Annotated in this window: 25 protein-coding genes, 2 tRNA genes and 1 other RNA gene; 21 read left to right on the top strand and 7 right to left on the bottom strand. The window is 52.8% G+C overall.

Annotation, left to right across the window (positions count from 1 at the left end):
- The 3 genes from TDIS_RS00985 to TDIS_RS00975 are packed head-to-tail and all read left to right on the top strand — an operon-like array spanning position 1 to position 3,821.
- Positions 1 to 1,275 (top strand): bifunctional folylpolyglutamate synthase/dihydrofolate synthase, encoded by a 1,275-nt coding sequence (locus TDIS_RS00985; protein ID WP_068668370.1) that lies wholly within the window; start codon positions 1 to 3, stop codon positions 1,273 to 1,275.
- Positions 1,276 to 2,571: a radical SAM family protein gene (locus TDIS_RS00980; RefSeq protein ID WP_068668368.1), complete on the top strand. Its 1,296-nt coding sequence runs from the start codon at positions 1,276 to 1,278 to the stop codon at positions 2,569 to 2,571. It begins immediately after the preceding gene.
- A 53-nt stretch (positions 2,572 to 2,624) separates the two neighbouring features.
- Positions 2,625 to 3,821 (top strand): HD domain-containing phosphohydrolase, encoded by a 1,197-nt coding sequence (locus TDIS_RS00975; RefSeq protein ID WP_161939450.1) that lies wholly within the window; start codon positions 2,625 to 2,627, stop codon positions 3,819 to 3,821.
- 354 nt (positions 3,822 to 4,175) lie between these two features.
- Here TDIS_RS00975 and TDIS_RS00970 read toward each other — a convergent pair.
- The 4 genes from TDIS_RS00970 to prxU form a co-directional block, all read right to left on the bottom strand.
- Positions 4,176 to 4,271, bottom strand: a tRNA-Sec gene (locus TDIS_RS00970).
- Between the two features lie 7 nt (positions 4,272 to 4,278).
- An RNA gene (ffs, locus tag TDIS_RS00965) (signal recognition particle sRNA small type) lies at positions 4,279 to 4,377 on the bottom strand.
- Positions 4,378 to 4,459: 82 nt separating this feature from the next.
- Entirely contained in the window at positions 4,460 to 5,521 is a 1,062-nt protein-coding gene (locus TDIS_RS00960) for a cytochrome-c peroxidase (RefSeq protein WP_068668364.1), read from the bottom strand.
- A 59-nt stretch (positions 5,522 to 5,580) separates the two neighbouring features.
- A complete protein-coding gene (gene prxU, locus TDIS_RS00955) occupies positions 5,581 to 6,189 on the bottom strand; it encodes a thioredoxin-dependent peroxiredoxin (RefSeq protein ID WP_084270879.1) in 609 nt (202 codons plus the stop codon).
- A 221-nt stretch (positions 6,190 to 6,410) separates the two neighbouring features.
- On the opposite strand from prxU, the gene TDIS_RS00950 reads away from it, so the two are divergent.
- From TDIS_RS00950 to TDIS_RS00930, 5 genes are read left to right on the top strand one after another with little or no spacing between them, the layout of a single operon-like run.
- Entirely contained in the window at positions 6,411 to 6,899 is a 489-nt protein-coding gene (locus TDIS_RS00950; protein ID WP_068668362.1) for an FKBP-type peptidyl-prolyl cis-trans isomerase, read from the top strand.
- A complete protein-coding gene (locus tag TDIS_RS00945; RefSeq protein ID WP_244147452.1) occupies positions 6,865 to 7,863 on the top strand; it encodes an ABC transporter ATP-binding protein in 999 nt (332 codons plus the stop codon). The genes TDIS_RS00950 and TDIS_RS00945 overlap by 35 nt, the downstream gene beginning before the upstream one ends.
- Complete coding sequence (locus TDIS_RS00940; protein ID WP_068668804.1) at positions 7,860 to 8,801, top strand: ABC transporter ATP-binding protein; 942 nt, start codon at positions 7,860 to 7,862, stop codon at positions 8,799 to 8,801. Before TDIS_RS00945 ends, TDIS_RS00940 begins: the two co-directional genes overlap by 4 nt.
- Before the next feature lie 3 nt (positions 8,802 to 8,804).
- Positions 8,805 to 9,845, top strand: coding sequence for an RNA 3'-terminal phosphate cyclase (rtcA, locus tag TDIS_RS00935; RefSeq protein WP_068668358.1), 1,041 nt, complete (start codon positions 8,805 to 8,807; stop codon positions 9,843 to 9,845).
- Positions 9,826 to 10,992 carry an RNA ligase gene (locus TDIS_RS00930; protein WP_068668356.1) on the top strand — a complete coding sequence of 389 codons (1,167 nt, stop codon included), beginning with the start codon at positions 9,826 to 9,828 and terminating at the stop codon, positions 10,990 to 10,992. Before rtcA ends, TDIS_RS00930 begins: the two co-directional genes overlap by 20 nt.
- A gap of 232 nt (positions 10,993 to 11,224) precedes the next feature.
- Here TDIS_RS00930 and TDIS_RS00920 read toward each other — a convergent pair whose 3' ends face one another.
- Positions 11,225 to 12,040 (bottom strand): permease, encoded by an 816-nt coding sequence (locus TDIS_RS00920; protein ID WP_068668352.1) that lies wholly within the window; start codon positions 12,038 to 12,040, stop codon positions 11,225 to 11,227.
- 87 nt (positions 12,041 to 12,127) lie between these two features.
- On the opposite strand from TDIS_RS00920, the gene TDIS_RS00915 reads away from it, so the two are divergent.
- Genes TDIS_RS00915 through TDIS_RS00905 form a run of 3 tightly spaced genes read left to right on the top strand, consistent with a single transcriptional unit; the run spans position 12,128 to position 14,821 of the window.
- Positions 12,128 to 13,045 carry a TIGR01777 family oxidoreductase gene (locus TDIS_RS00915; RefSeq protein ID WP_068668347.1) on the top strand — a complete coding sequence of 306 codons (918 nt, stop codon included), beginning with the start codon at positions 12,128 to 12,130 and terminating at the stop codon, positions 13,043 to 13,045.
- 2 nt (positions 13,046 to 13,047) lie between these two features.
- Positions 13,048 to 14,397, top strand: a complete 1,350-nt coding sequence (locus TDIS_RS00910) for an ATP-dependent 6-phosphofructokinase (RefSeq protein WP_068668345.1) — start codon at positions 13,048 to 13,050, stop codon at positions 14,395 to 14,397.
- Complete coding sequence (locus TDIS_RS00905) at positions 14,387 to 14,821, top strand: phosphate-starvation-inducible PsiE family protein (protein WP_068668343.1); 435 nt, start codon at positions 14,387 to 14,389, stop codon at positions 14,819 to 14,821. The genes TDIS_RS00910 and TDIS_RS00905 overlap by 11 nt, the downstream gene beginning before the upstream one ends.
- On the opposite strand, the gene TDIS_RS00900 is transcribed toward TDIS_RS00905, so the two are convergent.
- A complete protein-coding gene (locus tag TDIS_RS00900; protein WP_068668341.1) occupies positions 14,811 to 16,061 on the bottom strand; it encodes a class II fructose-bisphosphate aldolase in 1,251 nt (416 codons plus the stop codon). The genes TDIS_RS00905 and TDIS_RS00900 overlap by 11 nt on opposite strands.
- Before the next feature lie 47 nt (positions 16,062 to 16,108).
- Entirely contained in the window at positions 16,109 to 16,987 is an 879-nt protein-coding gene (locus tag TDIS_RS00895) for a sulfite exporter TauE/SafE family protein (protein ID WP_068668340.1), read from the bottom strand.
- A gap of 47 nt (positions 16,988 to 17,034) precedes the next feature.
- Here TDIS_RS00895 and TDIS_RS00890 point away from each other — a divergent pair, with 47 nt between their 5' ends.
- The 10 genes from TDIS_RS00890 to TDIS_RS00845 all read left to right on the top strand — a co-directional run bounded on the left by TDIS_RS00890 (position 17,035) and on the right by TDIS_RS00845 (position 25,023).
- Entirely contained in the window at positions 17,035 to 18,189 is a 1,155-nt protein-coding gene (locus tag TDIS_RS00890; RefSeq protein WP_068668338.1) for an acyl-CoA dehydrogenase family protein, read from the top strand.
- Between the two features lie 8 nt (positions 18,190 to 18,197).
- On the top strand, positions 18,198 to 18,983 hold the full coding sequence (locus tag TDIS_RS00885) for an electron transfer flavoprotein subunit beta/FixA family protein (protein ID WP_068668336.1): 786 nt from the start codon (positions 18,198 to 18,200) through the stop codon (positions 18,981 to 18,983).
- Positions 18,984 to 18,998: 15 nt separating this feature from the next.
- Entirely contained in the window at positions 18,999 to 20,000 is a 1,002-nt protein-coding gene (locus TDIS_RS00880; RefSeq protein WP_068668334.1) for an electron transfer flavoprotein subunit alpha/FixB family protein, read from the top strand.
- Entirely contained in the window at positions 19,987 to 20,730 is a 744-nt protein-coding gene (fabG, locus tag TDIS_RS00875) for a 3-oxoacyl-[acyl-carrier-protein] reductase (protein ID WP_068668332.1), read from the top strand. Before TDIS_RS00880 ends, fabG begins: the two co-directional genes overlap by 14 nt.
- A 70-nt stretch (positions 20,731 to 20,800) precedes the next feature.
- Positions 20,801 to 21,034 carry an acyl carrier protein gene (acpP, locus tag TDIS_RS00870; RefSeq protein WP_068668330.1) on the top strand — a complete coding sequence of 78 codons (234 nt, stop codon included), beginning with the start codon at positions 20,801 to 20,803 and terminating at the stop codon, positions 21,032 to 21,034.
- Between the two features lie 13 nt (positions 21,035 to 21,047).
- Positions 21,048 to 22,286 carry a beta-ketoacyl-ACP synthase II gene (gene fabF / locus TDIS_RS00865; RefSeq protein ID WP_068668328.1) on the top strand — a complete coding sequence of 413 codons (1,239 nt, stop codon included), beginning with the start codon at positions 21,048 to 21,050 and terminating at the stop codon, positions 22,284 to 22,286.
- A gap of 12 nt (positions 22,287 to 22,298) precedes the next feature.
- Positions 22,299 to 22,751, top strand: a complete 453-nt coding sequence (rpiB, locus tag TDIS_RS00860; RefSeq protein WP_068668326.1) for a ribose 5-phosphate isomerase B — start codon at positions 22,299 to 22,301, stop codon at positions 22,749 to 22,751.
- The gene (locus TDIS_RS00855) at positions 22,744 to 23,991 is read left to right on the top strand and encodes a serine hydroxymethyltransferase (RefSeq protein WP_068668324.1); all 1,248 of its coding nucleotides are present in this window, start codon (positions 22,744 to 22,746) and stop codon (positions 23,989 to 23,991) included. The genes rpiB and TDIS_RS00855 overlap by 8 nt, the downstream gene beginning before the upstream one ends.
- A complete protein-coding gene (locus tag TDIS_RS11365; RefSeq protein WP_244147451.1) occupies positions 23,992 to 24,927 on the top strand; it encodes a deoxycytidylate deaminase in 936 nt (311 codons plus the stop codon).
- 21 nt (positions 24,928 to 24,948) lie between these two features.
- Positions 24,949 to 25,023: transfer RNA gene (locus TDIS_RS00845), tRNA-Gln, on the top strand.
- The last annotated feature ends 18 nt before the right edge of the window (positions 25,024 to 25,041 follow it).

Below are 25,041 nucleotides of genomic sequence, written 5' to 3'. Positions count from 1 at the left end.
ATGAGATTTGAGGAAGCTATAGCTTGGCTAAACGGCTATCAGTTTCACGGGATAAAACCCGGGCTGGAGAGGATTTCTATCTTGCTTTCCGCCCTAGGGCATCCAGAAAGGAGTTTCCCTTGTGTCCATATTGCTGGAACCAACGGCAAAGGTTCCACCGCGGCTATTCTCGCTAGCCTTCTTTCAAACCATGGACTCAGAACCGGCCTCTACACCTCGCCTCATCTCATTTCGGTTTGTGAACGGTTCAGTATAGACGGTAAGAACATTGCGCCCGAAAGATTGGCCGAAATTTTGGGACGTATAAAAAGACAAATCGAGATTCTCAGTCTTCCGGCCACCTATTTCGAGATCACTACCACGGCGGCCTTTCTTTATTTTGCGGAGGAAGGCGTAGATATCGGGGTCATCGAATGCGGTCTCGGGGGGCGCCTGGATGCCACCAATGTTTGCCAGCCAGTGGTTTGTGTGATTACCAATGTGGCTAAAGATCATACGAAATACTTGGGCAGAACCCTTAAAGAGATCGCCTACGAGAAGGCCGGTATCCTCAAACCGGAGGTGCCGGTAGTAACAGGAAGGCTACGCCGTCCGGCTCAAGAAGTGGTTCTGGAGAAGGCCCAAGAGACTCGAAGTCCTTTATATCTTCTGGGACGTGATTTTAAAATTGCTAGAACCAAAGCGGGTTTTAGCTACCACGGCCTTAAGACCCGTCTCCGAGGACTTAACCTTTCTCTTGATGGCGAGTTCCAAAAGGAAAATTTGGCGGTGGCGCTGGCAGCCTTTGAACTCCTCCACGAAAGGGATTTCCCTTTCGAAGAGCCTCTCATAAGGAAAGCCCTTCTTGAGGTTTCCTGGCCTGGACGTTTTGAGTTTTGGGCTGTTGGGCCGGGGATTATCCTTGATGGCGCACACAATGAAGATGGCCTAAGGGCTCTTTTGTCGGCTTTGCGTCAAAGAGGGCTTTCTGTATATACACTTATCTTTGGAGCCACTAATGAAGGCGGTGATAAGCCTTACCTCCGAATGTTAAAAAAACTCCTCCCTGGGGCCAAGAAGGTTTTTTTATGTGAGCCTCCGGGGCCACGAAACCCGGTAACTCTAAAGGAGTGGGCGGTTGATCTTCGAGGAGAGGATTTTAAGACTCCCATAGAGTTTTCCGAAAATCCTGAAAAGGCCTTGAAGGAGGCCTTGGAGACGGGCTATACGGTTCTAGTTACGGGGTCCCTTTACTTGGTGGGGGCTTTGCGTAGTATTTTAACCAAACTAACATAAATGAAGATCTATAGTCAGCCCGAAAGGCATCCTCGTTTGCTTTTTGCGGACCCCGCGGGTCGGATTTATGATCATCCCGAGCTTCTAGCCTTAGGTCTTTCAGGATATGACCTGGTTTTGCCAGAACCGGATGACTTTATACCCCTTCCATTGGGTTCGGCCCTTTACGTCCTGCCAGAAAGACATCCCGTGGGTTTAGATCCTAAAACCGGGACTCCGGTCATACTTTACGAGAACCCTTTCCGGCCTGGTGAGCCGGCTTATGCGGTGGCGGCCTTCCTAGCACCGGCTCACACCCAGCTGTATCTTTCACCCTACGAGCCCACTCGTGATGGGCTCACCCCCCTCCCTCTCTATTCTTATGCTTGTGTAGGCTGGTGGCAGGGACGGTTCTGGGCCACCGCTTTTAGATCTGATTGGGATGTAAGGCAGGAGGTACGGTTATTCGATCCCGAGCGTATAGAGATCGCGGCTCGAAGAATGCTTGCCCGTTTCCCTGAGAATCGTCTTGTACGCCATCTAGTTGAAAACTGTGTGCGACGTTATCATTGCCCGGCGGCCCGGAACTTTGTCCTTGGCCGTTTTGAAGCCCCGATCCCGGTCTCACCTGGATGCAACGCGGCCTGCCTTGGGTGTCTTTCCGAACAACCCGAGGATGGCCCCCATGTGGCTCAGGAAAGGATGACCTTTGTGCCTTTTCCAGAGGAGATAGCCGAGGCTATGGGGCCGCATCTCAGACGTCCCGGCCCGGTTATGGTTTCTTTTGGCCAGGGATGTGAGGGCGAACCCCTGCTTCAAGCACCGGTAATTGAGAAGGCCATTAGGTTGCTCCGCAAGGCTACTTCCAGAGGCACCATCAACCTCAATACCAATGGTAGCCTTCCGGAGGCTGTGGAACGCCTAGCCCGCGCCGGGCTCGATAGTATTCGGATAAGCCTTGCTAGTGCTCGTGAACGATATCACAGGGCCTATTTCAGACCCCGTGGCTGGGGGCTTGACGAGGTTCGGGAAAGCATCCGGAGCATGAAAAAGTACGACCGTTTCGTTTCGTTGAATTATTTCGTTTTGCCCGGATTTACAGATGAAGAAGAGGAATTCGAAGCCTTATGTGAACTCATTTCTTTAGGAGTGGACTTTATTCAGCTCCGAAATTTTGCTATAGATCCCTTATGGATCTTCGAAGAACTAGAATATCGCCCCGCCTCAAGTATTATAGGCATCAAAGGGCTGTTGAGCGCCTTGAGAAAGCAATTTCCAGGCTTGAGATTTGGATATTTTAATCCTTATTTGAGATGACCGAGGCCTTTTTATTCCCTTTAGAAAGCATAGTTTTTGCCCTCTCGGAGGCTTTGGATAGTGCGGCTCCCCATTTAGTTAACCATCAGCTCAAGGTTTCGTATATCGTCCGCATGCTAGGGAAGAAGTTAGGTATTGGGGGGCGAGAGCTTGAGTCTCTAGTTATAGCGGGAGCCCTTCATGACATAGCCCTCTTTACTACCAAGGAAAAGGCTTGGGCCTTTGAGGATGAACCCCGGATAATAGAGAGGCATACCAGGTTAGGATATCGAATGTTGAGGGAGTTTCCCTATCTCAAGAGAGCAGCCGAATTCGTCCTTTATCATCACACTCCCTGGGAAGAGCTGAAGTCTGAAACAGACTACAATACGGCTCTGGCCAGCAATATTATCTATTTGGCTGACAGACTAGAGGTAAGAACACGGGATCTTAGGCCCATTCTTTTACATTCGGGAGCGATCCTTGAAGAATTCCAATTGCAAAAGAGTAGATTTGCCCCAGAGATACGAGAAGCCTTGGCCGAGATAGCTGAAAAGGAACTTTTCTGGCTTAGGCTCGAACGTTTTAAGAAGGAAACGGAATTGATCTTGCAGCTTCAATTTTCTACTTACCTCCCTTGTGAGGATTTAAGTTCTCTAGCTTCTCTTTTTTCGGTGGTTATAGACCTCCGTAGTCCTTTTACTAGGGTTCATTCTGCCGGAGTAGCTTGGGTTGCGAAATGGTTGGGGGAAGTCCTGGGCTTTTCGCAGAATCTCTTAGAAAATTTAAAGGTAGCCGGTTATCTTCACGATATCGGTAAGCTTTCTGTACCGGAGGAGATTCTTGACAAGCCGGGGCCCCTTACCCCAGAAGAGTGGGCTATTATGAAGGCTCATCCTTTTGTGACTTACCGTATCCTCGAGAAAATTCCCTACTTTGAAACTATTACTGCTTGGGCTTCTTCACATCATGAAAGGCTTGACGGCAAGGGCTATCCGGCAAAGCTTTCCGCAGGAGATCTATCTTTGGGGGCTCGGGTGCTCGCGGTAGCGGATGTTACTACGGCTATTTTAGAGGATCGGCCTTATCGGACCGGAATGCCTTTGACTCGGGCACGAGATGTTCTCAAGAATCTTTCTGGGAAGGCTTTAGACTCTCAGATTGTGAAACTTGTTATCGAGAATCTGGATCATGTTCGAGAAATTATTACACAAGTTCGGGCCAAACGCTACGAACGCTTCGAGGCCTGGGGGCATATCCCAGAAGGATAGTGTTAAGGAGTAAATGGGTGTATCTCCTCTTTTTGGGGACCAGGGGGTCAGAAGGTGTCCCTTGTTTGAACTGTGAGGCAGACCGAAGACGTCCTACTTCGATGCTCCTCATGAACTATAAAGACGAAGTCCTTCTAATATGATGTGGGAACGAAAGTAGCTGGGCTCTGTGATGACTTAAACCTTAAAGGGGTTCTCCTTTACTCTTTTTCACAAAAATTGGCCCCCCTTTCTTATGGAGAGTCTCTTGTGGCTTTAGCATACAATGGTCTTAAGCATAATCTCTCAATTTCGCTGAACCTTTCTACGCGGGATCTTACTGCTATACATGCAGAATCTTTTTTGGAAATGTGATGGCGGAAGCGCATGGGAATCGAACCCACCCACCGCCGTCTCCGACGGTGCACCGGGTTTGAAGCCCGGGGGGGCCACCAGGCCCCTGGCGCTTCCGCTTTACGGCTGCCGGGTACCCCTGCGGCACCCGGAGAGCCCGGCTACCGTTGCTCCCTTTCGGGCCTGGCGGGGTTCACCGGGATCCGTCGCGCAGGACCCGGCAGCCAAAATAATTTTAATGCCCCCTAAAAAAAATAAAGGGCGGCCTTTGGGCCGCCCTAGTCCAAATCCGATTTGATTTTAGGTTACTTAACCTTCCCCAAAATCGGTTTAGGAGTTCGATCGGTACTAGGAGGCAGAATGGGTAAAGTGACTTCGGGTTGTCGTCCTGTCAGACTTTTTAAAAAGGCCGTAATTTTCTTGACTTCATCTTGGGAGAGCTTGGCCCCCAGCTGTGCCGAACCCATAATGGCCACCGCATCTTCAAGTCTCCAGACCTTACCGGAATGAAAGTAAGGATAAGTGAGCTCTATGTTCCGCAGAGAAGGAACCTTGAAGACGTATTCGTCTGAAGCGGTCTTGGTAACCGCAAATCGCCCCTTGTCACCGGGAGGCAAGACATCGGCTCCTGGCCTTTCCACCACCCCAAAGGGGGCATACATGTTTCCGCCTATGTTCACTCCATTGTGGCAATCGGCACAACCTTTGGTTATGAAAAGTCGCAGGCCTTCTTTTTCTTCGCTGGAAAGAGCCTTGAGATCTCCTTTAAGAAAACGGTCGAAGCGAGAATCAGGGGTGAGAAGCGTAGCCTCAAAGGCTTCTATGGCTCGGGCCACGTTGTCGAAGGTTACTGGATCTTTCTCACCGGGGAAGGCCTTTTTGAACATCTTAACATATTCGGGGATAGACTTTAGGGTGGCAACTACGCGTTCAGGGGTGTTGCTCATTTCCACCGAGGCCTGAACCGGCCCTTTGGCCTGTTCTTCGAGATCCTTGGCTCTTCCGTCCCAGAACTGAGCAGTATTGAAGACGGCGTTAAGGACTGTAGGAGCGTTACGGGGGCCTTTTTGCCACATGTGACCGGTGGAGGTCTCTTGGATGTCCACCCCGGCAAGGGAGAGATTGTGACAGGTGTTACAGCTTATAAGGTGTGAAGCCGAGAGACGAGGGTCAAAGTAAAGCATTTTGCCGAGTTCAATTTTGGTAGGAGTAAGAGGGTTATCTTTTATGGTTGGAGGTTTACTAGGTAAGGGTTCAAAATAACTTTGGGCCTCCTGCAAGAGTTTTTGGTCTCCAGCCAGTGCCCCAGTAGTCCAAAACAAAAACAAAGCCCATACCGCAAATACTTTAATAATTTCTTTTTTCATAACTTCCCCCTACAGAATGATTAAAAAAAGAGGGGGCTTAGAGGCCCCCTCTCGAACGGCTAATCGATGAGTTCAGCCTTCCAGGTCTCGTAAACTTTGCCTGCAAGTTCGGCCCCAGGTTTCAGGGTTGGTTTCCCGGGTTCCCAGTGGGCTGGACACACTTCCGCCCCTCCGGTCTCCCTTACATGCTGAAAGGCCTTGATGCGACGTACTAACTCATCGGCGTTCCGGCCTACCGGGGCGTTGAGGATATCCATGAACTGGATGACTCCATCGGGGTCGATAAGGAAGGTACCCCTAAGGTTTATTCCGGCCTTTTCATCATAGACTCCGTAAAGCTGGCCGATCTTCCCAGCCGGATCGGAAACCAGGGGATAGGGTATTCCACCCTCGATCATCTTGGAGAGCTCCATCTCCTGCCAGACCTTGTGAACAAAAGGCGTGTCGATACTAATCCCCAGGACCTCAACGTTCATGTTCTTGAGATCTTGATACTTTTTAGCGATAGCTACCAGCTCCGTAGGACACACAAAAGTAAAATCTGCGGGGTAAAACACCAGAAGCACCCACTTGCCTCGAAAGTCTGAAAGTTTGAGGGTTTTAATCTGTCCATCGGCGTAAGCCTGGGCTTCAAAATCCGGAGCTACTAAACCTGGCCTAATGCACATAATTTACACCTCCTTTTATATTTTTGGTGACTTTTTAAATAGAACAATTTTAAGTTTGTGTCAAGTCTAAATTTAATGTCTGTTTTGTTATCCCCCCCTATTTTAAGGCTTCCGGCGTACAAAAAATAGTCACTATTTTCGATTAGGGAAGTCGATTGACTTGGGGGTAATGAGAGGTTAAATAGAAAATTGACGTTACCGGAATATTGAAAGGGGGTTTTATGGAAGGACTTACGGTTGGGCAAGATAAAGTGGTAACTCTTACTTATTCCCTGGATATTGAAGGTGAAGAGGCGCCGGATTGGTTCAAGAGACCGCTTCAAGCTACCTTCATCTTTGGGCGAGAGCCAGTGCTACCCCTGATCGAGCAGGCTATTTCGGGTGCTAAAGAGAACGATGAGATTACAGTTCGCGTTCCCCCTGAACAGGCCTATGGTCCGTATCAGGCCCACTTGGTAAAGGAGATTCCCCTGGAGAGGCTTAAACATCCGGACAAGGTAAAACCTGGATCTTACTATGAAGAGGTAGGCCCTTACGGACAGAAGACCTTCTTCAAGGTTCTTGAAGTATCGGACAAAAAAGTGAAGGCGGATTTTAATCATCCTGCTGCTGGGAAAAACGTTCTTCTGAAGATTCGGATTGAGGCTGTAAGGGAAGCTACTCCCCAGGAGATCCTTGCAGCCGAGATCAGACGGTGTGGCGGCGGTTGAGCCTAGAGCTAGGGAGGGAGTTCCCCTCCTTCGGATCGAAGCCTTAGGCCTGTGTTTCATACCGAAGAGATATGCCCTTCTCGATAAAGTAGATCTTGAGATCTTCCCCGGTGAGATCCTGGGGCTAGTGGGGGAGAGCGGCTGTGGAAAGAGCCTTACGGGCCTAGCCTGTCTCGGACTATTTCCCTCGGGTGTAAAACCCTTTTCCGGTCGCGTCCTTTTCAAGGGAAAAGATCTGCTTTGCCTACCTGAGAAGGAGGTTCGAGCCTACCGAGGCCGGCGGGTGGCCCTCATCTTTCAGGAACCTTTGAACGCCCTGAATCCGGTCTTTACCGTAGGCTACCAGATAGAGGAGGTCCTAAAGCTTCATCGAGGACTCCGAGGGGAAGCTGCCCGCGCGGAAGCTATAAGGCTTCTTTCCGAAGTAAGGCTCCCCGATCCAGAGACCAGGATCAGGAACTATCCCCATGAGCTTTCTGGAGGAATGCGTCAGCGGGCCATGATCGCTATGGCCCTAGCCGGAGAGCCCGAACTCCTAGTGGCTGATGAGCCTACCACCGCCCTTGATGTTACTGTTCAGGCCCAGATCTTGGATCTTTTACTCGAGCTTCGCGAAAGGCGTGGATTAGCCATTCTTTTCATCTCTCATGATCTTGCCCTTATAAGAGAGGTGGCCGACCGGGTAGCGGTAATGTATGCCGGGGAGGTGGTGGAGGTGGCTGGCAAAGACGAGCTTTTTGAAAATCCCCGGCATCCCTATACTGAGGCCCTGCTTTCCGCCCGCCCGGAATTCGGTACTCGGAAGCTCCGGCTCCTTCCGGGACAGGTTCCCTCTCCGGGAAAATGGCCCGCGGGTTGTCGCTTTGCCCCGAGGTGCCGGGAAAGGGAGCTCCGGTGTGAAGAGGAACATCCCGAGATGAGGCCGGTGGGCCCAGGACACGCGGTGCGGTGTTTCAGAAGATGAAGGTTCTGGAACTTAAAGGGGTGGAGAAAAGTTATCGTCTGCGCCGGTTTTTCGGTCGGGGGGAGAGCTTGCGGGTTTTGAGAGGGGTTAGTTTGAGTCTTTTTGAAAACGAGGTTTTAGGGCTGGTGGGAGAGAGCGGTTGCGGCAAGAGCACCCTTGCGAGGATTGCCCTGGCCCTTGAGGCCCCAGATGCTGGAGAGGTTCTTTTCTTGGGCCATAATTTTTGGACTCTTGCTCGTGGAGAGCGGAAGCGTTTGCGGCCCAAGTTTCAGGCGGTTTTCCAGGATCCAGCGGCCTCTCTAAATCCCCGCAAAAAGATAGAGGATTTGGTATCCGAGCCTTTGAGGCTTCAGGGAGTCAACCGGAAGACGGCCCGTGAGGAAGCCGAAAAACTGATCGAAATGGTAGGGCTTTCGGCGGATGTTCTTCCGCGTTTTCCCCATCAACTCTCTGGAGGCCAGCGGCAGAGGGTGGCTCTGGCCCGGGCTCTTATCTCCCGGCCTAGAGTCATCGTGCTCGATGAACCGACCTCGGCTCTGGATGTCTCCGTCCAGGCCCAGATCCTTACCCTCCTCAAGGACCTAAAGGATCAATTCGGTTTGAGCTATCTCTTCATCTCCCACGATCTTCCGGTGGTCCTTTTCATGAGTGATCGTGTGGGGGTGATGTATCTTGGAGAGGTCGTGGAAATCGGCCCGCGGGATGTTTTTTTGAATGGCAAGCTCCACCCCTACACGGAACTTTTGCTCTCTTCCGTTCCGGGGCGTAGGAAGAGAAAGGGGCCGCAGACCATCGGAGAACCTCCCAGCCTTCTGCGTCTGCCCCCGGGGTGCGTGTTCCATCCTCGTTGCCCGGAGGCCGTGGAAATCTGTCGAAAAACTGCTCCAGAGCTTCGGGAGATAGGCCCGAGACATATGGTGGCCTGTCACCGGAGGTAGGCCTTGTTGACCATCGATGGTTCTTACGGTGAGGGTGGGGGGCAGATTCTTCGTACCGCTCTTACCCTTTCACTTCTTACCCAGAAGCCTTTTCGACTGATAAACATTCGGGCCGGACGTCCTAAACCCGGTCTCAGACCGCAACATCTGGCCTGTGTGAAGGCCGCGGCCCGCCTTGGGAAAGCCGAGGTCTCCGGGGCCGAAAGGGGCTCCATGGACCTGCTATTCGTCCCCGGAAGGCTCCGTCCTGGGGCCTATACCTTTGACATTGGGACCGCCGGGGCCACTGGCCTTCTCTTTCAGACCCTCTATCTGCTTTTGGCCATCGCCGGCGGTGGACGCCTCATCCTACGCGGGGGAACCCACGTACCGATGAGTCCGTGCTTCCACTATCTCGCGGAGGTCTTCCTGCCGGTGCTTTCGGCCATGGGATTTTCGGCAAGGCTTGAGATCCGGCGCTACGGTTTCTATCCCGTAGGTGGAGGTGAGATTCTGGCTGAAATTGGGCCCCTGGAGACCTTATCGGGTATCAGACTTGAGCCTCCTTTTTCACCCGAAGCCACCTCCGTGCTTTCGGTGGTGACCTCGGACCTTCCGGATCATATCCGAAGACGCCAAGCCCAGAGGGCCGAAAAACTCCTCAGGGAGGCCGGTCTCGCATGTGAGGTTCGGCTTGAAAGTGTAAAGAGTGCTTCCCCAGGAACCTTTGTGGGAGTGTGGGGCCAAGATGAGATCAAGAGGATCGGCTATTTTGCCTTAGGGGCCAGAGGTAAACCGGCTGAGAGGGTGGCTGAGGAGGCTGTTCGGCCTTATCTTGAAACCATGAGGGCCCGGGCTTCGGTGGACGAATATCTTGCGGATCAGATTCTTCTTCCGGCAGCTCTCGCTGAAGGCCAGACCTTTTATGTGACTCCGAAAATCACCCGCCATCTCCTGACCAACGCTTGGGTCATAAGCCACTTTCTCCCGGAGGCCAAAATCGAGATTCGGGGCCAGGAAGGAAGAACAGGCGAGGTTATAGTAAATGGAACCCCGATTGTTTGAGGAACAGTGGGAAAAACTTTCCCAAATCTGGAAGTACAATTCTCTCTTGCGCAGGCTCCCTGAGGAGACGTGGCGGGAAGCCCTCAGAGAAGGACGGGTGCTTCCGCTTTCTGGGGTCTCAAAGCCTCTTTTCCGGATAAGACGGGCTTTTAAGGGCTTCCTTGAGGGGACGGTTTTCTCAAAGGATCTCTTTGTGCCAGGTTTCCCACGTATTCCGAGAATCTTCAGGCTCACCGCCGGCGTTCCACGCTATTTTTCCGGATTTTTCTACGCCGAAGAAAAGATCGAGGGCTATAACATAAGGCTTTTCAAGGTGGAAGATGAGATCCTAGCTGTAACTAGACGCGGTTTCGTCTGTCCCTTTGCCACCGATCGTTTTCCAGATTTTTTGCCGCATCTTGAGGAATTCTTTGAAACTTATCCCAACCTCTGTGTCTGTGCCGAGGTTGCTGGCCCGGAGAACCCCTTTGTAAGTGAATGGCCGCCTTACATCAGGGAAGATGTGCGGTTTTTTGTGTTCGATTTCATGCGCCTGCCCTCGGGAGAATTGCTTCCCCCGAAGGAAAAATACCAGTTGCTTGAGACTTACGGGTTCCCTCATCCCGAGATAAACGGCCCCTTTGATCCCGGGGAACTTTCTCCACTCAAGGAACTCCTTAGACGCTATGAGGCCGAAGGGCGTGAAGGGGTAGTCCTAAAGCCGGCTTCCGGTGGCCCTTACGTCAAGTATGTGACGCCCATTTCGAACCTTGAGGATCTCCGGGTGGTTTTCCCTTATCTCGGAGAGGTACCCCCGGAATATGTGACTCACCGGCTGGTGAGGTATTTCATAAGCCAGTGGGAGCTTTTCGGAGGCCCGGCCGAAGAGGATCTGGCCAGAGTGGGCCGTAAGATGCTAGGGGGTCTTTCGGAGTTGCTTCATAAAGTGGATGGTGGCGAGCCGGTGACGGAGATTTTCCGGGCCCGATTCCGTACGGAGAAGGCCTTTCAAGCCCTGCTGGCCCATTTTCGTCACGCGCAGGTGAGAATCGAAATCCGTTCGGTGAGATGGGAAGATGGTTATCTCAGGGTGGAATTTGCCAAAATCTATCCTCGGGCTACGGGTTTTTGGAAGCACAAGCTTGAGGGCTTTTCGGTGGTGGACTAATCTCCGCAGCCGCAACCGCAGATGGGATCATGGTTTTTCTTGTCCAAAAGTCTTTGCCTAATGAAATGGTGTAGGAAGAGTAGTAAGAGTATTAAGGCGGCAAGGAAGTGCAAGAAACCAAGGGTTTCTTGCTTTGGGGTAAGGGCCTTTGGCCGAATTTCACCTACCAGACTGTCGAGGATGATTCCCGAAAGTAAAGCCGCAAGTGAGAGGACCACGAGATAAATCCCAGTTACTTTTTTCCGAAGATCTTTGAAAGGACGCTTAAAGAAGTAAGGTTGGTTCCGGGACCGGCCATGAGGAAAACCAGGACGCTTCCGGGACTGAAACCTTTAAGTAAAAAGGCGTATCCCAGCGGAATGGAGGCTGTGGCGCAGACGTAAAGAGGGAGACCGATGACAAGCATGGCCGGGTAGGTAAGGCCGTGGGCTGAGAGGCTTTCAGCGAGATTAGGGGGCAATATCAGGGCTACCAGAGCAGCCGCGAGGAATCCTATAAGGAGGGGTTTTGCTATCTCGGCAAAAAGTTCCGTTACGGCATATTGCAGGGCAAAGGTGACTTTCTCTCCGAAGGGGTGAGTGTGTGGGGTTTCTTCGTTACACATTGCACAGGAAAAGACCGGACTTAGGACCTTGGACGTACTTTTAATAAAAATCACCATGGCTAGTGAGGTCAAAAAAGCTCCGAAAAGGGCGGAAACTGGGTAAGCTATTGCGAAAATACCTCCAAGGAGTCCATAGGCCAGAAGGATAGCATCTACGCTGGTTTGAGGAGTAGCTACTAAGAAGGCAAAGGTAGCCGAAAGACTAGCTCCCTGCCGATACAAAGAGACCGCTGTGGGTAATACTCCACAACAGCAGAGCGGAAGTGGAATACCGAACAGGGCGGCCTTAAAGGCACTACCTAAAGAGTTGTCCCCCAAATGTCGTGCCAGAAATTCCTGAGGTAAAAAGGCCCTAAGAAGCCCTGCTATGAACAGCCCTATCAAAAGATAGGGAGCACTTTCAAGTATCATTTGCCACAGTATTACGAGATAGCTCGAAATCATAATAGATTCTCAGTTTCAATTGTTTGATTAAACTTAATCTTCCCTTTCGTGGGCTGTCAAGTCTATAATAGCGGAAAGGGGGAAGTTATGGGCTCAAAGGTCTTTGTGGTGGGAGGCACGGGATTTATCGGTCGCCATCTGGTAGGGGCCCTGGTGGAGCAAGGGTATGAGGTTTGGGCCCTGGTGAGGAGTCGCAAGAGGATCGCGCGTCTTCCCGAAAAGGTTCGGCCGGTTCTCGGGGATGCCTGTGTGCCCGGGGAGTGGCAGGAGGAGGCCTCTAAGTGTGAAATCGGGATCAATCTTGCGGGGGCCAATATCTTCCACCGCTGGAACGAGGGATACAAACGGCTAATCCTTGAGTCGCGGGTGCTTTCAACCCGATTCCTGGCAGAGGCTCTCATCGGGGGAGAGGGTAGAGTCCTCTTTAATGCTTCTGCGGTAGGATATTATGGGGACACCGGCGAGGAAGCCGTAGACGAAACCCATCCCCCGGGAAAGGACTTTTTGGCTCGGGTGTGCGTAGAGTGGGAGGCGGAGGCCTTAAAGTGGCAGAGGCGGGGTCTCAGGGTCTGTGTTGGAAGATTTGGAATCGTGTTAGGGCCGGACGGTGGGGCCCTGCTCAAGATGCTTCCAGCCTTCAAGCTTGGTCTGGGAGGCCCCATCGGGAATGGCCGCCAATGGTTTCCTTGGATTCACGTGAAGGATCTGGTTTCGGCCATCATATTTCTCGCCCGCCGGGAGGAGACCTCGGGGCCCTTCAATCTGGTGGCCCCGGAGGCCGTGCGACAGAAAGAGTTTGCCCGTACCTTAGGTCGCGTCCTGAGACGACCGGCCTTCCTGCCCTTGCCGGTCAAGCTCCTGAAATTCGTTCTAGGTGAAGTCGGGACGGTTTTGAGCACGAGTTGCCGGCCCAGGCCCAAAAGGCTTCTTGAATTAGGGTTCGAGTTTTCCTATCCCCGTCTCGAAGAAGCCATTAGGAATCTTTTTACGAAAGAGGGAGGTTAATAATGCGGAATACCTGTATTCTTCCTGACTTTCTAGAAGAGATCTCCGAGGAGATTAATACCGAGATCGAGAATCTCGGCCCGTGCCGGATAGAAAATCCCCTGCGGCTTCCAGAGGTCTGTTTTATAACCGATGATATGCGGGTCTCTTTGAGGGTCTCGGAGGGTTCCCTTAGGGAGGCCTTTAAAAAGGAGGGAAGGATACCCTCGGCAGAGCTTGCGGGCCCGAGGCCCTATATCTATTTCGATCCCGCCAAGACCCGGGCGGCCATTGTCACCTGTGGTGGCCTCTGCCCCGGCATAAACGATGTCATTCGTTCCATCGTGTTGACCCTTTATCATTCCTACGGTGTGAGACACATCTATGGCATCAAATACGGACTTCAGGGGTTCATTCCAAGCTATGGCCATGATGTGGTGGAGCTCACCCCAGAGGTGGTGGCTCAGATTCACGAACTCGGTGGCACATTCCTGGGGACCTCCCGTGGACATCAGCCCATCGACCAGATCGTGGATGCCCTTGAGCGCATGAACGTAAACATCCTTTTCATGATCGGGGGCGATGGCACCTTCCGGGCGGCTACCAAGATCAAGGAAGAGATCGCCCACCGGGGATTGAAGATCGCGGTGGTGGGCATTCCGAAGACCATTGATAACGACATCTGGCTGGTCTCGCGGACCTTCGGTTTTGTGACCGCGGTGGAGGAGGCCTGCAAGGCCATTCGCTGTGCCCACACCGAGGCCATCGGTGCCCCGAACGGAATCGGCCTGGTCAAGGTCATGGGCCGGTACTCGGGTTTCATCGCAGCCGCGGCCACCCTGGCCACCAAAGAGGTCAACTTCTGCCTTATCCCGGAGGAAGACTTCGATCTCGAAGGCCCCGGAGGGTTGCTGGCAGCCCTCGAAAGACGTCTTGCCGAACGCAAGCACGCCGTGATCGTGGTAGCCGAGGGCGCCGGACAGAAATACGTTCAGGGCGAAAAACCCGAATACGACGCCTCCGGCAATCTTAAACTCGGCGATATCGGAATCTTTCTTAGAGATCGCATCAAGGAGTATTTCTCACAAAAGGGTATCGAGGTTTATGTACGTTATATAGATCCCAGTTACATCATTCGCAGTGTCCCGGCCGTGGTGGATGATCGGATCTACTGTGGTTTCCTGGGGCAATATGCTGTGCATGCAGCTATGGCCGGAAAGACTGGCCTCATGATAAGTTATCTGAACCATCATTATGTGCACATTCCCCTTTCCGAGGCCGTCAAGAAACGCAAACAAGTGAACGTTCACAGCCGCTTCTGGCTCTCGGTCTTAGAATCTACAGGACAGCGGAGGTTGAAAAATGAGGCCTAGAAAAAATAAGCTTCATGTTATGTATGGCTGGGTAATCGATGTTGTTTTTTGTGTTATCATTTTTGCCCTTTTGATAGCTTTGGTGGTAGGTATCATTAGAACGCTCTTTGAAATTAGTCTTACTATCACTGAACCCACCATTAGATTGGGTTTCAAGGATTTGATTACCAATGTTTTGTCTCTAATAGTGGTTTTGGAGTTGGTTAGAGCTTTTGTGGACTATTTTGAGCATGATAGGGTTAGGCTGGAAATCTTGGTGGAAGTCGTAATAGCCTTCTGTCTTCGAGAGATGTTGCTGTATATCTTCGAAGGCAAAATTGAAGGGCTTGATACCATGTTATGGGCCGGAGCTATTCTACTTTTGATTATCGGAAGAACACTTGCGGTCGTGTATTCTCCTGAAAGATCCCCATCTAAGCAATGATGTGTTTGACCATGTCAAGGGTCTCCGTAACCTTTAAGGCCTTGAAGATTTTGGCGAAGGTCTCCCCCAATGTTTCTAGGATAGGCTTCTTTGCTTTTTCCGGAAGGTCCCACCACTCCTTTTTAAATATGCCAAAGGCCTTTTTGCGGGTGCGATAGATAAATTGGGCCTCGCTCTGTCCCTCCTTCCACTCGTTTCGCAAATTCTCCTTGAGATACTGATAAATCTTCTGGCGGAAATCTTTGGGAAGAGCCGGATGGTCAAAGATGATATTTTGGAAACCGGTGGCCAGGTGTATTTCTGCACATCCCACCTCCGGGAAGATTCCGAAATATTCTTCTGGAAGGGTGGAAGCCCCATGCTGAACGGCCCCAGCCATACCGTATTCACGACGGGCAATCTCTGAAAGGAGTTTCAGAGTTTCAAAGTCTATTTGAACTTTGGCTACCGAGCCGTCTGGGAGGACTATACCACCGTGGCTTGAGCCGGTCTGGACGCTAATTTTGGAAAGTCCCACTTTTTCCGTAAAACAACGGTTGAAGCCGTCCATAAAGGCTCGGAGTTCCTCTGGGCGACTGTTGTGGCCCCCGATCTCACCGATCTCCCCCCCCAGGTTAACGGTAACCCCCTCCGGTTCAAGGGAACGTACATAGGCCGCAAGTTCAGCAGTAAGCTCGTAATTCGGTCGTTGCTGTTCCTCAAGGGTTTTTTGGGATAGATCTACTAAAGTGGAGGCGTCAAGGTCTAGGTTGTAGAATTCGGCCGCCAGAGCTTCTCGAATGAGGTTTTTCAGGTTCTTTTTTTCGGCTTCGGGATTTGCTAGATAGGCCTTGCGGTTGGCCTGAAAGTGATCTCCCTGGATAAAGACCGGCCCCGGAAATTCTTCCCGAGCCGCAGCGCAGAGGATCACGGTAGCGTATTCCAAGGGTCTTTGTTTGGTATAACCCATTTCAGAACGGGCGATCTCAATGATGAGCGCTCCAACCTTGAGTTCTTTGGCTACCTGGAAGAGGGTGCGGGCCACATCATAGGTCATCCCCCGAATGTTTATGGCCGGCACAGTGAAGCCCAGAAATTTCTGGGCCATTTCGCGATAAAGGGGATAGATGGAAGCCAGTCGGGCCCCCAGTTCCTTGGCAAACCCCTTTAGCTCAAGGAGCCTCTTTTCCTTTTCCGGACCTTCGGTGAAGACCGCCTCATACACTTTACGGTCCAGATCTCTGGGGGTAAAGCGAGACATGTGTGACCTCCTAGATTTTTATTATTATTACATACAACCCAAAATCATTAAAACGCTCCGAAGAGGTATTTCAAAGCTATAAAAAGTAGCGTTCCGAAGAGTCCCCATTTGATGGGACGCTCAGGGATGCGTTTCTGGAACCGGGCTCCTAGGTAAGCTCCAATAATGCCTCCGAGACCGAAGAGGCTTCCGAGAAGCAGATCCGGTCGGGTATCCGGTCCGGATCCTGGGCCGAAGCCATAAACGAAGAGTCCGAAGAGCGAGGCCAGAAAGGTGGTGGCAAGTGTCGAGCCGGCGACCGCATGTACCGGTAGCCGGAGAACCGAAATCAGGAAAGGCGCCAGGATGGCACCTCCACCGATGCCATAGGCTCCGCCTATGATGCCCACTAGAAAGCTCACCCCCCAGGTGAAAATCACCGGAATCTCGTAGGTCTTTTCCCCAAAGGAGAAGATCAGCTTTTGCGGACTGGAACGGAGAATCAGGATCTTGCTTGAGGTATGAACGGAACGGGAACTGGTGAGGAGGTTTTTCAATATCTGGATTGCGAGGTAGAGAAGAACTAGGCCGATCAGGAGTTTGAAACGTGCGGGGTCTTGGAAGATCTTGAGCCGTAAAAGATATCCCAAAAACATCCCTGGTGTGGTACCAAGTATCATGACTACAGTCAGAGGGACATGAAAACGTCCCTCGCGGCGGTAGCGAATGAGGGCCGGAGGAATGGTGAAGAGATTATAAAGGAGGTTGGTAGCCGAAACCCCTGGAGAGGTATAGTGGAGTACGGAGAACTGAAAGGGTAGAAGCAGAAAAGCCCCAGTCACTCCGCCCATGACCCCAAAAAAGGCCAGTCCAAAGCTTACCAACGGAGGAATGAAGAGGTAAGTTTGGACTCCCGAATTGGGGAAGGTAATCTTTAAAAATTCCATAATTTCTTATATGGTAAAGCATGCAGGTTCTCAAGAGGAGGCCCAGTATGCTTTCGTATTTTCTTTCGGAGGAAGAAGAGATCCTAGTGGATCTGGTAAACCAGATCGGACGAGAATACATTTTGCCTTATGCTAGGGATTGGGATGAAGAGGAGACTTATGATCCCCGCCCCATAAGGGCCCTTGCAAAGGCTGATCTTTTAGGGGTGGTCATCCCGAAGGAATACGGAGGACTAGGTTTTGGTAGCTTTGCTCTATGTCTGGCGGTGGAACATCTTTCTAAATATTGTACCGGGGTGGCTACTACTTACGCCGCGAGTTTCCTTGGGGCCTACCCTATTCTCCTTTTCGGGAACCAGGAGCAGAAGGCGAAATATCTTCCGGAGGTGGCCGCGGGACGCAGGCTGTGCGCTTTTGCCCTTACGGAACCCCAGGCCGGAAGCGACGCGGCGGCCATTCAAACCCGGGCCGAACAGGACGGTGATTATTACGTCCTAAACGGCATCAAACAGTGGATTACCAATGGTGGTATCGCCGATATTTACATCGTGATTGCCCTTACGGATCTCAAAAAGGGGGCCCGCGGTGCCAGTGCTTTCATCGTGGAGCGCGGAGACCCCGGGTTTTCGGTGGGACGCAAGGAGAAGAAGATGGGCCTTCGAGCCTCAGTAACCACGGAGCTCTTTTTTACCAACTGCCGCATCCCCAAGAATCGGCTCCTTGGACGGGAAGGCATGGGTTTCATTATAGCTCTAAAAACCCTAGATTACGCTCGCGTCGGGGTAGGAGCTCAGGCCGTGGGCCTGGCGCAGGGGGCCATGGAGTTGGCCCTAAAACACGCCCGTACGCGAGTGCAATTCGGTCAGCCGATTTACAACTTTCAGGCCGTAAGTCATACCTTTGCCGAAATGGCCATGCGGATCGAGGCCGCCAGAAGTCTGGTCTATCAGACGGCCAAAAATATTGACGCCGGGGCCAAAGAGATCTCCGGTCCCTCGGCTATGGCCAAGGCCTTTGCCACTGATGTAGCCATGTGGGTTACCGAACGGGCGGTCCAAATGATGGGAGGCTATGGTTATATGCGGGATTTTCTCGCGGAGAAGATGATGCGAGATGCCAAGTGCCTTCAGATCTACGAGGGCACCAATGAGATCCAGCGTAACGTCATTGCTCGGGAATTACTTAAGTATTATCGGGACTAGGAGGTCTTATGAACTTGATAGTCTGCCTCAAACCCGTACCGGAACCCGGAACGGTGAAGGTTGATCCGGAGACTCATACCCTGAAGCGAGCGAGTTCAGAGCTTATTATCAATCCTCCAGACAGATTTGCCCTTGAGATGGCGGTAGAGCTCAAGGAGCGATACGGAGGAAAGGTTACGGCCCTTATGATGGGACCGCCGAACGCCGTGCCGCTCCTCAAGGAGGCCTATGCCCTCGGAGCTGACGAGCTAGTACTTCTTTCAGATCGAGCCTTTGCGGGCTCGGACACTTTGGCCACGAGTTATGCCTTGGCTAAAGCCATCCAGAAGCTTTCCCCTTTTGATCTGGTTTTGATGGGGAAGGCTTCCATAGACGGGGAGACGGCTCAGGTAGGTCCTGAAACCGGGGCCTGGCTTGGAATCCCTAGTATTACCCAGGTAAAGACCCTTGTCCGGGGGGAGAATGATGCCTGGGTAGCCCGTCGGATTTTTGAGGACTTTGAGGAAGAAGTGGAATTTTCTCCTCCGGCTGTGATTACGGTTGAGCCAGAGACAAACGATCCTCGTCCCCCTTCGCTTAAGCGGTTGCTTGCGGTAAGAAACCTTGAACCTCAAGTCCTTTCGGCTAGGCAGGTGGATTGTGACCCGACAAAAACCGGTCTTTCCGGCTCCCCTACACAGGTCCTCGATGTCTTCACTCCCACCTATGAGGGGAAGAGAGAGGTCCTTTCTGGCGAACCGGAAGAAGTGGTAGAAAAGTTAGTTTCCATTTTGCGGGAGAGAGGATTAATCTGAGGCGAGGAGGTTCCTATGGGCGGTTTCTGGATTTATGGGGAATGGGGAGAGAATGGTTTCCATCCGGTGGTCTATGAGCTCATTTCCGTGGCTCGGAGGCTAGCCCCGAAACTTGCCGAAAAGGTCACGGTGGTAGTTTTAGGGACGGATGATCTTAGAGAGGCTGCCCGGGAACTTTTTCGCTACGGGGTGGAAAAGGTCCTCCTTTTCATTCATCCCGAGCTTTCATATTTTCGGGACGATCTTTACGCCGAAATTCTGGCTGCTGCGATAAAGGAAAGAGATCCTTCGGTCTTTCTTTTCGGGGCCACGGCTGAGGGCCAGGCCCTAGCCCCGCGGGTGGCCGGTCTTCTCGGGCTCGGGCTTACGGCCCACTGTATAGCCTTTGAGGTTGACGATGAGGCCCGGCTGATCCAGATTCGTCCCTCTTTCGGGGAAAACGTCATGGCCAAAATCGTCTCAAAAACCCGGCCCCAGATGGCCACCGTTCGTCCGGGGGTCTTCCCTAAGGCCGAACCACAGGCCTCTGGAGAGGGAGAACCCGAGGAGATCAGGCTCTCAGAGGTTCCCAAAAGCGTTCTGAGACGCAGGGCCGTTTATCCTGTTCCACGGAAGGAAAGCCCCCTTTCTGAGGCCAAGGTGGTGGTGGCCGGTGGCCGAGGTCTCCTTACCAAAGAGAATTTTGAAAAACTCCACGAACTAGCTAAGCTCCTTTCCGGAGCGGTGGGGGCTACCAGGCCGGTCTGTCATCTGGGCTGGATCTCAGAGGAGCATATGATTGGGGTGAGCGGAGAGACCGTGGCTCCACGGCTTTATATCGGTTTTGGGATTTCGGGAGCCCTTCAGCATACCGTTGGCATGGAAGGTTCGGAAGTGGTAGTGGCGGTCAACACCGATCCCGAGGCCACCCTGATGCAGCGAGCTGATATAGCGGTGGTGGGAGATGCCACTCGTATTCTCCCCCTTTTGATTCGCCGAATCCGGGAGATAAAGGAGGGAAGAGATGGAGCTTCTTAAGGACAAGGTGGCCCTGGTTACCGGGGCCTCAAGGGGTATTGGCCGGGCGGTGGCGGTGGAACTGGCCCGGGCCGGAGCGGATGTGGCGGTGAACTATGCGGTCTCGGAAGAGGCTGCTAAAGAGGTCGCCCGCGAGATCGAGTCCCTGGGCCGCAGGGCCTTCTTGGTCAAATTCGATGTGGCAGACCCTTCCGCCGTGGCCGAAGGGGTGAAGGCCGTGGAGGAGGCCTTTGGCCGGATTGACATTTTGGTGAACAACGCCGGGATTACCCGGGACGGCTTACTGGTGCGTATGAAGGACGAGGATTGGGAACGGGTGCTTTCGGTAAATCTCAAGGGTGCGTTTTTGGTAACGAAAGCCGTGCTTCCGGGGATGATGAAACGCCGTGATGGACGTATTATCAATATTTCCTCGGTAGTGGCTTTTTCCGGCAATCCCGGACAGACCAATTACGCGGCCTCGAAAGCTGGTCTGGTAGGTTTCAGCCGGTCTCTGGCCCTTGAGGTGGCCCGACGGGGTATTACGGTCAATGTGGTGGCCCCGGGGTATATCGAGACGGACATGACCGCGGCTCTTCCGGAGAAGGCCCGGGAGGCGCTTCTTTCGCAGGTTCCTATGGGCCGGGCCGGTACCCCGGAAGAGGTAGCCCACGCCGTGGTCTTTTTAGCCTCGGATAAGGCCTCCTACATTACGGGCACGGTCCTCCACGTGAACGGAGGCCTTTGGTGAGCGAGATATTGAAAAAACTTTTAAAATAGGCTAGAAGCTTTCCAAATCCAATTGGGTAAGGAGGGATGCGATGTCCGTAGAGGAGAAGGTCATCAAGATCATCGCCGAGAAACTTAATGTTTCTGAGGATCAGGTCAAACCGGAGGCATCCTTTGTGGATGATCTCGGGGCGGATTCCCTGGATTTGGTAGAACTGGTGATGGCTATGGAGGAGGAATTCGGTATGGAGATCTCGGACGAGGAAGCGGAGAAGCTACGCACTGTAAAAGATGTGTTAGACTATATCAAAGAACGGGTCAAGTAATAGGAGGGCCTACGTGAGACGGCGGGTGGTGGTTACAGGATTGGGAGCAGTCTCCCCCCTAGGCATCGGGGTAGAGGAGACCTGGAAGCGGGCCGTGGCCGGAGAGTCCGGAATTGGCCCTATTACCAAGTTTGATGCCTCAGAGCTTCCCTCAAGGATTGCGGGTGAGGTCAAGGGCTTTAAGCCCGAGGAGTTCATGCCTCGAAAACTAGTTTCCCGAATAGATACTTTCATTCAATACGCCATTGCCGCCGCCCGCATGGCCCTTGAGGACGCGGGTCTTCCTACCTCGGATCTTGGTCCTTCCGCCGGGGCCATCATTGGAGTGGGCATGGGGGGCATGGGTGTGGTTGAAAATTACAGCCTCGTTGTACGGGAAAAGGGTTACCGCCGGATTACACCCTTTTTCATCCCTATGGTCATTCCTAACATGGCGGCTGGGCAGGTGGCTATCCTCTTCGGGGCGAAAGGACCTAACACGGCGGTCTGTACGGCCTGTGCTGCCGGCAACCATGCTATTGGGGAGGCCTTTCGTCTTATTCGGGAGGGTTTGGCGGAGGTCATGATCTGCGGGGGGACGGAGAGCCTTATAACTCCCCTTTCGGTGGGCGGCTTTGCTATTATGAAGGCCCTTTCCACCCGTAACGACGAGCCACAGCGGGCAAGCCGTCCCTTTGATGCCAAACGGGATGGCTTTGTGATCGCCGAGGGTTGCGGTATCCTCGTCCTTGAATCTCTAGAACACGCCAAGGCCCGTGGGGCGAAGATTTACGCTGAGATTGTAGGATATGGACTTAATGCGGATGCTTATCACATGACAGCCCCGCATCCGGAAGGCGAGGGTGCGGCCCGGTGTATGGAGATGGCTCTCTCAGATGCTGGCCTTAAGCCCCAGGATGTGGACTACATCAATGCTCATGGGACTAGTACTCCCCTTAATGACGCCGCCGAGACTAAGGCTATCAAAAAGGTCTTCGGAGATCACGCCCATCGTCTGGCAATATCTTCCACCAAATCCATGACCGGGCATCTTTTAGGTGGGGCCGGAGGGCTTGAGGCCGTCTTTACGGTGAAAACTGTGTACGAGGATATTATTCCGCCTACCGTCAATTATGAGGAACCGGATCCCGAGTGTGATTTGGATTATGTTCCCAATGAGGCCCGGCGCACAGAGGTGCGGGTGGCTATGTCAAACGCTTTTGGTTTCGGGGGCACAAACGCGGTTTTGGTCTTCAAGAAGTTTGAGGAATAAGGGGTAACTGAAGTGAAGATCGTTCTGGCTTCAGATCACGCAGGGTTTAGCTTGAAGGAGAAGATCAAGGCCTATCTTGAGACGCAAGGGCACGAGATCCTGGATGTGGGCTGTAGGAGTTGCGAGTCCGTGGATTATCCGGTTTTTGGAGTTGAGGCCATTAAAAAGATCCTATCTGGCGAGGCAGAAAGAGGTATCCTCATCTGCGGGACCGGCATCGGAATGAGCATTACGGCCAATCGGTTCCCCGGTATAAGGGCGGCCCTCTGTTGTGATTGTTACACCGCTCGTATGAGCCGTCTCCATAACGACGCCAATGTGCTGGTTATGGGGGGGCGAGTGGTAGGAGAGGCCCTGGCCCTTGAGCTTGTGAAGATCTTCCTTGAGACCCCCTTTGAAGGGGACCGACACGAAAGGAGACTTAGACTTATAGAAGAGCTTGCTGGTGAGGTTAAAAATGTTTGAGTCTGTAAAGACTACCGATCCCGAGATCTGGGAACTGATCAAGTCTGAGGCCGAGAGGCTCTCGGGGCAACTCGAGATGATCGCTTCGGAGAACCTGGCCTCGCGAGCGGTCATGGAGGCCGAGGGCTCTCCTCTCATGAACAAATACGCCGAAGGTTACCCTAGGGCCCGTTATTACGGGGGCTGTCAGTATGTAGATCAAGTGGAGGAACTGGCCCGAGAGCGGCTCAAGATGCTTTTTGGGGCGGAATATGCCAATGTCCAGCCCCATTCCGGGACTCAGGCCAACATGGGGGTTTATTTCGCGGTTCTTGAACCGGGAGACACCATCCTCTCTATGAATTTGGCCCACGGAGGACATCTTTCCCACGGCTCTCCGGTGAATTTTTCTGGAAAGCTTTACCGCATTGTGCACTACGGTGTCTCTCGCGAGACCGAGACCATTGATTACGAGGAGGTAAGGCGGCTGGCCCTTGAGCACCGTCCCAAGATGATTGTGGCCGGGGCCAGTGCCTACCCCCGGGTGATTGATTTCGAGGCCTTTTATACTATCGCCCAGGAAGTGGGGGCTTATCTCATGGTGGATATGGCCCATATTGCGGGCCTGGTGGCTGCCGGGATCCATCCTTCACCGGTACCCTTTGCGGATTTCGTGACCTCTACCACTCACAAGACCATGCGTGGTCCGCGAGGAGGGTTCATTCTGGCCAAAGAACGCTACGGGAAACTGATTGACAAGACTATCTTCCCTGGGATCCAGGGCGGACCGCACATGAACATTATCGCGGCCAAGGCCGTATGTTTTAAAGAGGCCCTTTCTCCGAAATTCAAGGCTTATCAGCAGCAAGTGGTGTCCAACGCTCGGAAATTGGCCGAGGTCCTTTCGGCAGAAGGGTTCCGACTTGTTTCCGGCGGCACGGACAACCACCTCATTCTAGTGGATCTCTCCAAGCAAGGGCTCACGGGGGCCGAAGCCGAAGAAGCCCTTGGTCGGGCCGGGATTACAGTCAACAAAAACGCCATCCCCTTCGATCCCCTTCCTCCCAAAGTTACCAGCGGCATCCGTATCGGGACCCCGGCGGTAACCACGCGGGGCCTCAAGGAAAGGGAAATGGAGATGGTTGGGGGGTGGATATCTGCAGTGCTCAAAGATCCCAAGAATGAGAGCCTTCTTCGTGAGATTCGTGAGAAAGTCCGTCGTCTCTGCGAGGAATTTCCGGTTTATCGGGACCTCTGTTAGATGAAGCGACCTCCCTGGCAAGAATACTTCATGTTGCTTGCCAAGATGGTAGCCTTGCGTTCGGGGTGCAATTCTAGACCCTCGGGCGCGGTGATCGTGAAGGACAAGAGAATTTTAGCCACGGGTTACAATGGCCCTATGCCTGGGGCTTGGCACTGCACGGATCGTGGGCCAGAGTATTGCTTCCGCAGGGAAAAGGGGATCCCGGACATAGACAAATACAACTTTTGTCGGGCCACTCACGCCGAGGCCAACGCCATTGCCCAAGCGGCCCGGTTTGGAATCTCGGTGGAAGGTGCAGAACTTTATTGTACCCTAGCCCCTTGTTACGTGTGCCTGAAACTCATTGCTTCAGCAGGCATTAAAGCCGTTTATTACGAATACGACTACGAGAGTCGGGATTTTGAGCGTGATCGTTTCTGGCGGGAAGCTATTCGCGAAGCCGGGCTTTCCGAGTTTCGGCAGGTGCGGGTGTCCGAAGAGACGCTGGCCTCCCTTTCGGGGATCCTGCCCTATCCTACTTCTAAGAGGCGCCTTAAACCTACGGAGTTTCTGAGTACCTTTGAAAGCGGGAAGACATACACCCTGCCCCATCCTGAAGCCCTTTTGAATAAACTACGCTATCAGGCCGGTCTCTCTGACCGGCTTGGAGAGGTGAGCTTCAATGTCCTCGATCCCTCGGATTTCGAAGAGGAGTTTTCGGGAGAGGTGATCTTCCCTGAGCCCGGGGAGACCGTACCGGTTGAGATCGAGGGCTTCTCCGGAGAGCTAACCCTGATCTCCGAAGGTGGCCTCCGGCTAAATTTTGACCGGTTGACCCTGGGAGGGCTCAGGAAAGTTCTAGGGATGGCGGCCTCCCTGGCCCGGGATTATGAACTTCAGGCTACTCCCTTTCTCACTCTCAAGATAGCAACCCTTGACCTCAAAGAGGGCTAAATTATAATTAAGCTTGGCAGCTGGGGGATCGTCTAATCGGCAGGACAGCGGGCTCTGGACCCGCCAGTCCAGGTTCGAATCCTGGTCCCCCAGCCATTATGATTTTAATAGACC

Origin of the sequence: Thermosulfurimonas dismutans (assembly GCF_001652585.1) — a bacterium.
Lineage (GTDB): Bacteria > Desulfobacterota > Thermodesulfobacteria > Thermodesulfobacteriales > Thermodesulfobacteriaceae > Thermosulfurimonas > Thermosulfurimonas dismutans.
Note: the sequence above shows the minus strand (reverse complement) of the source record. Positions and strands in the feature narration are given on the sequence as shown.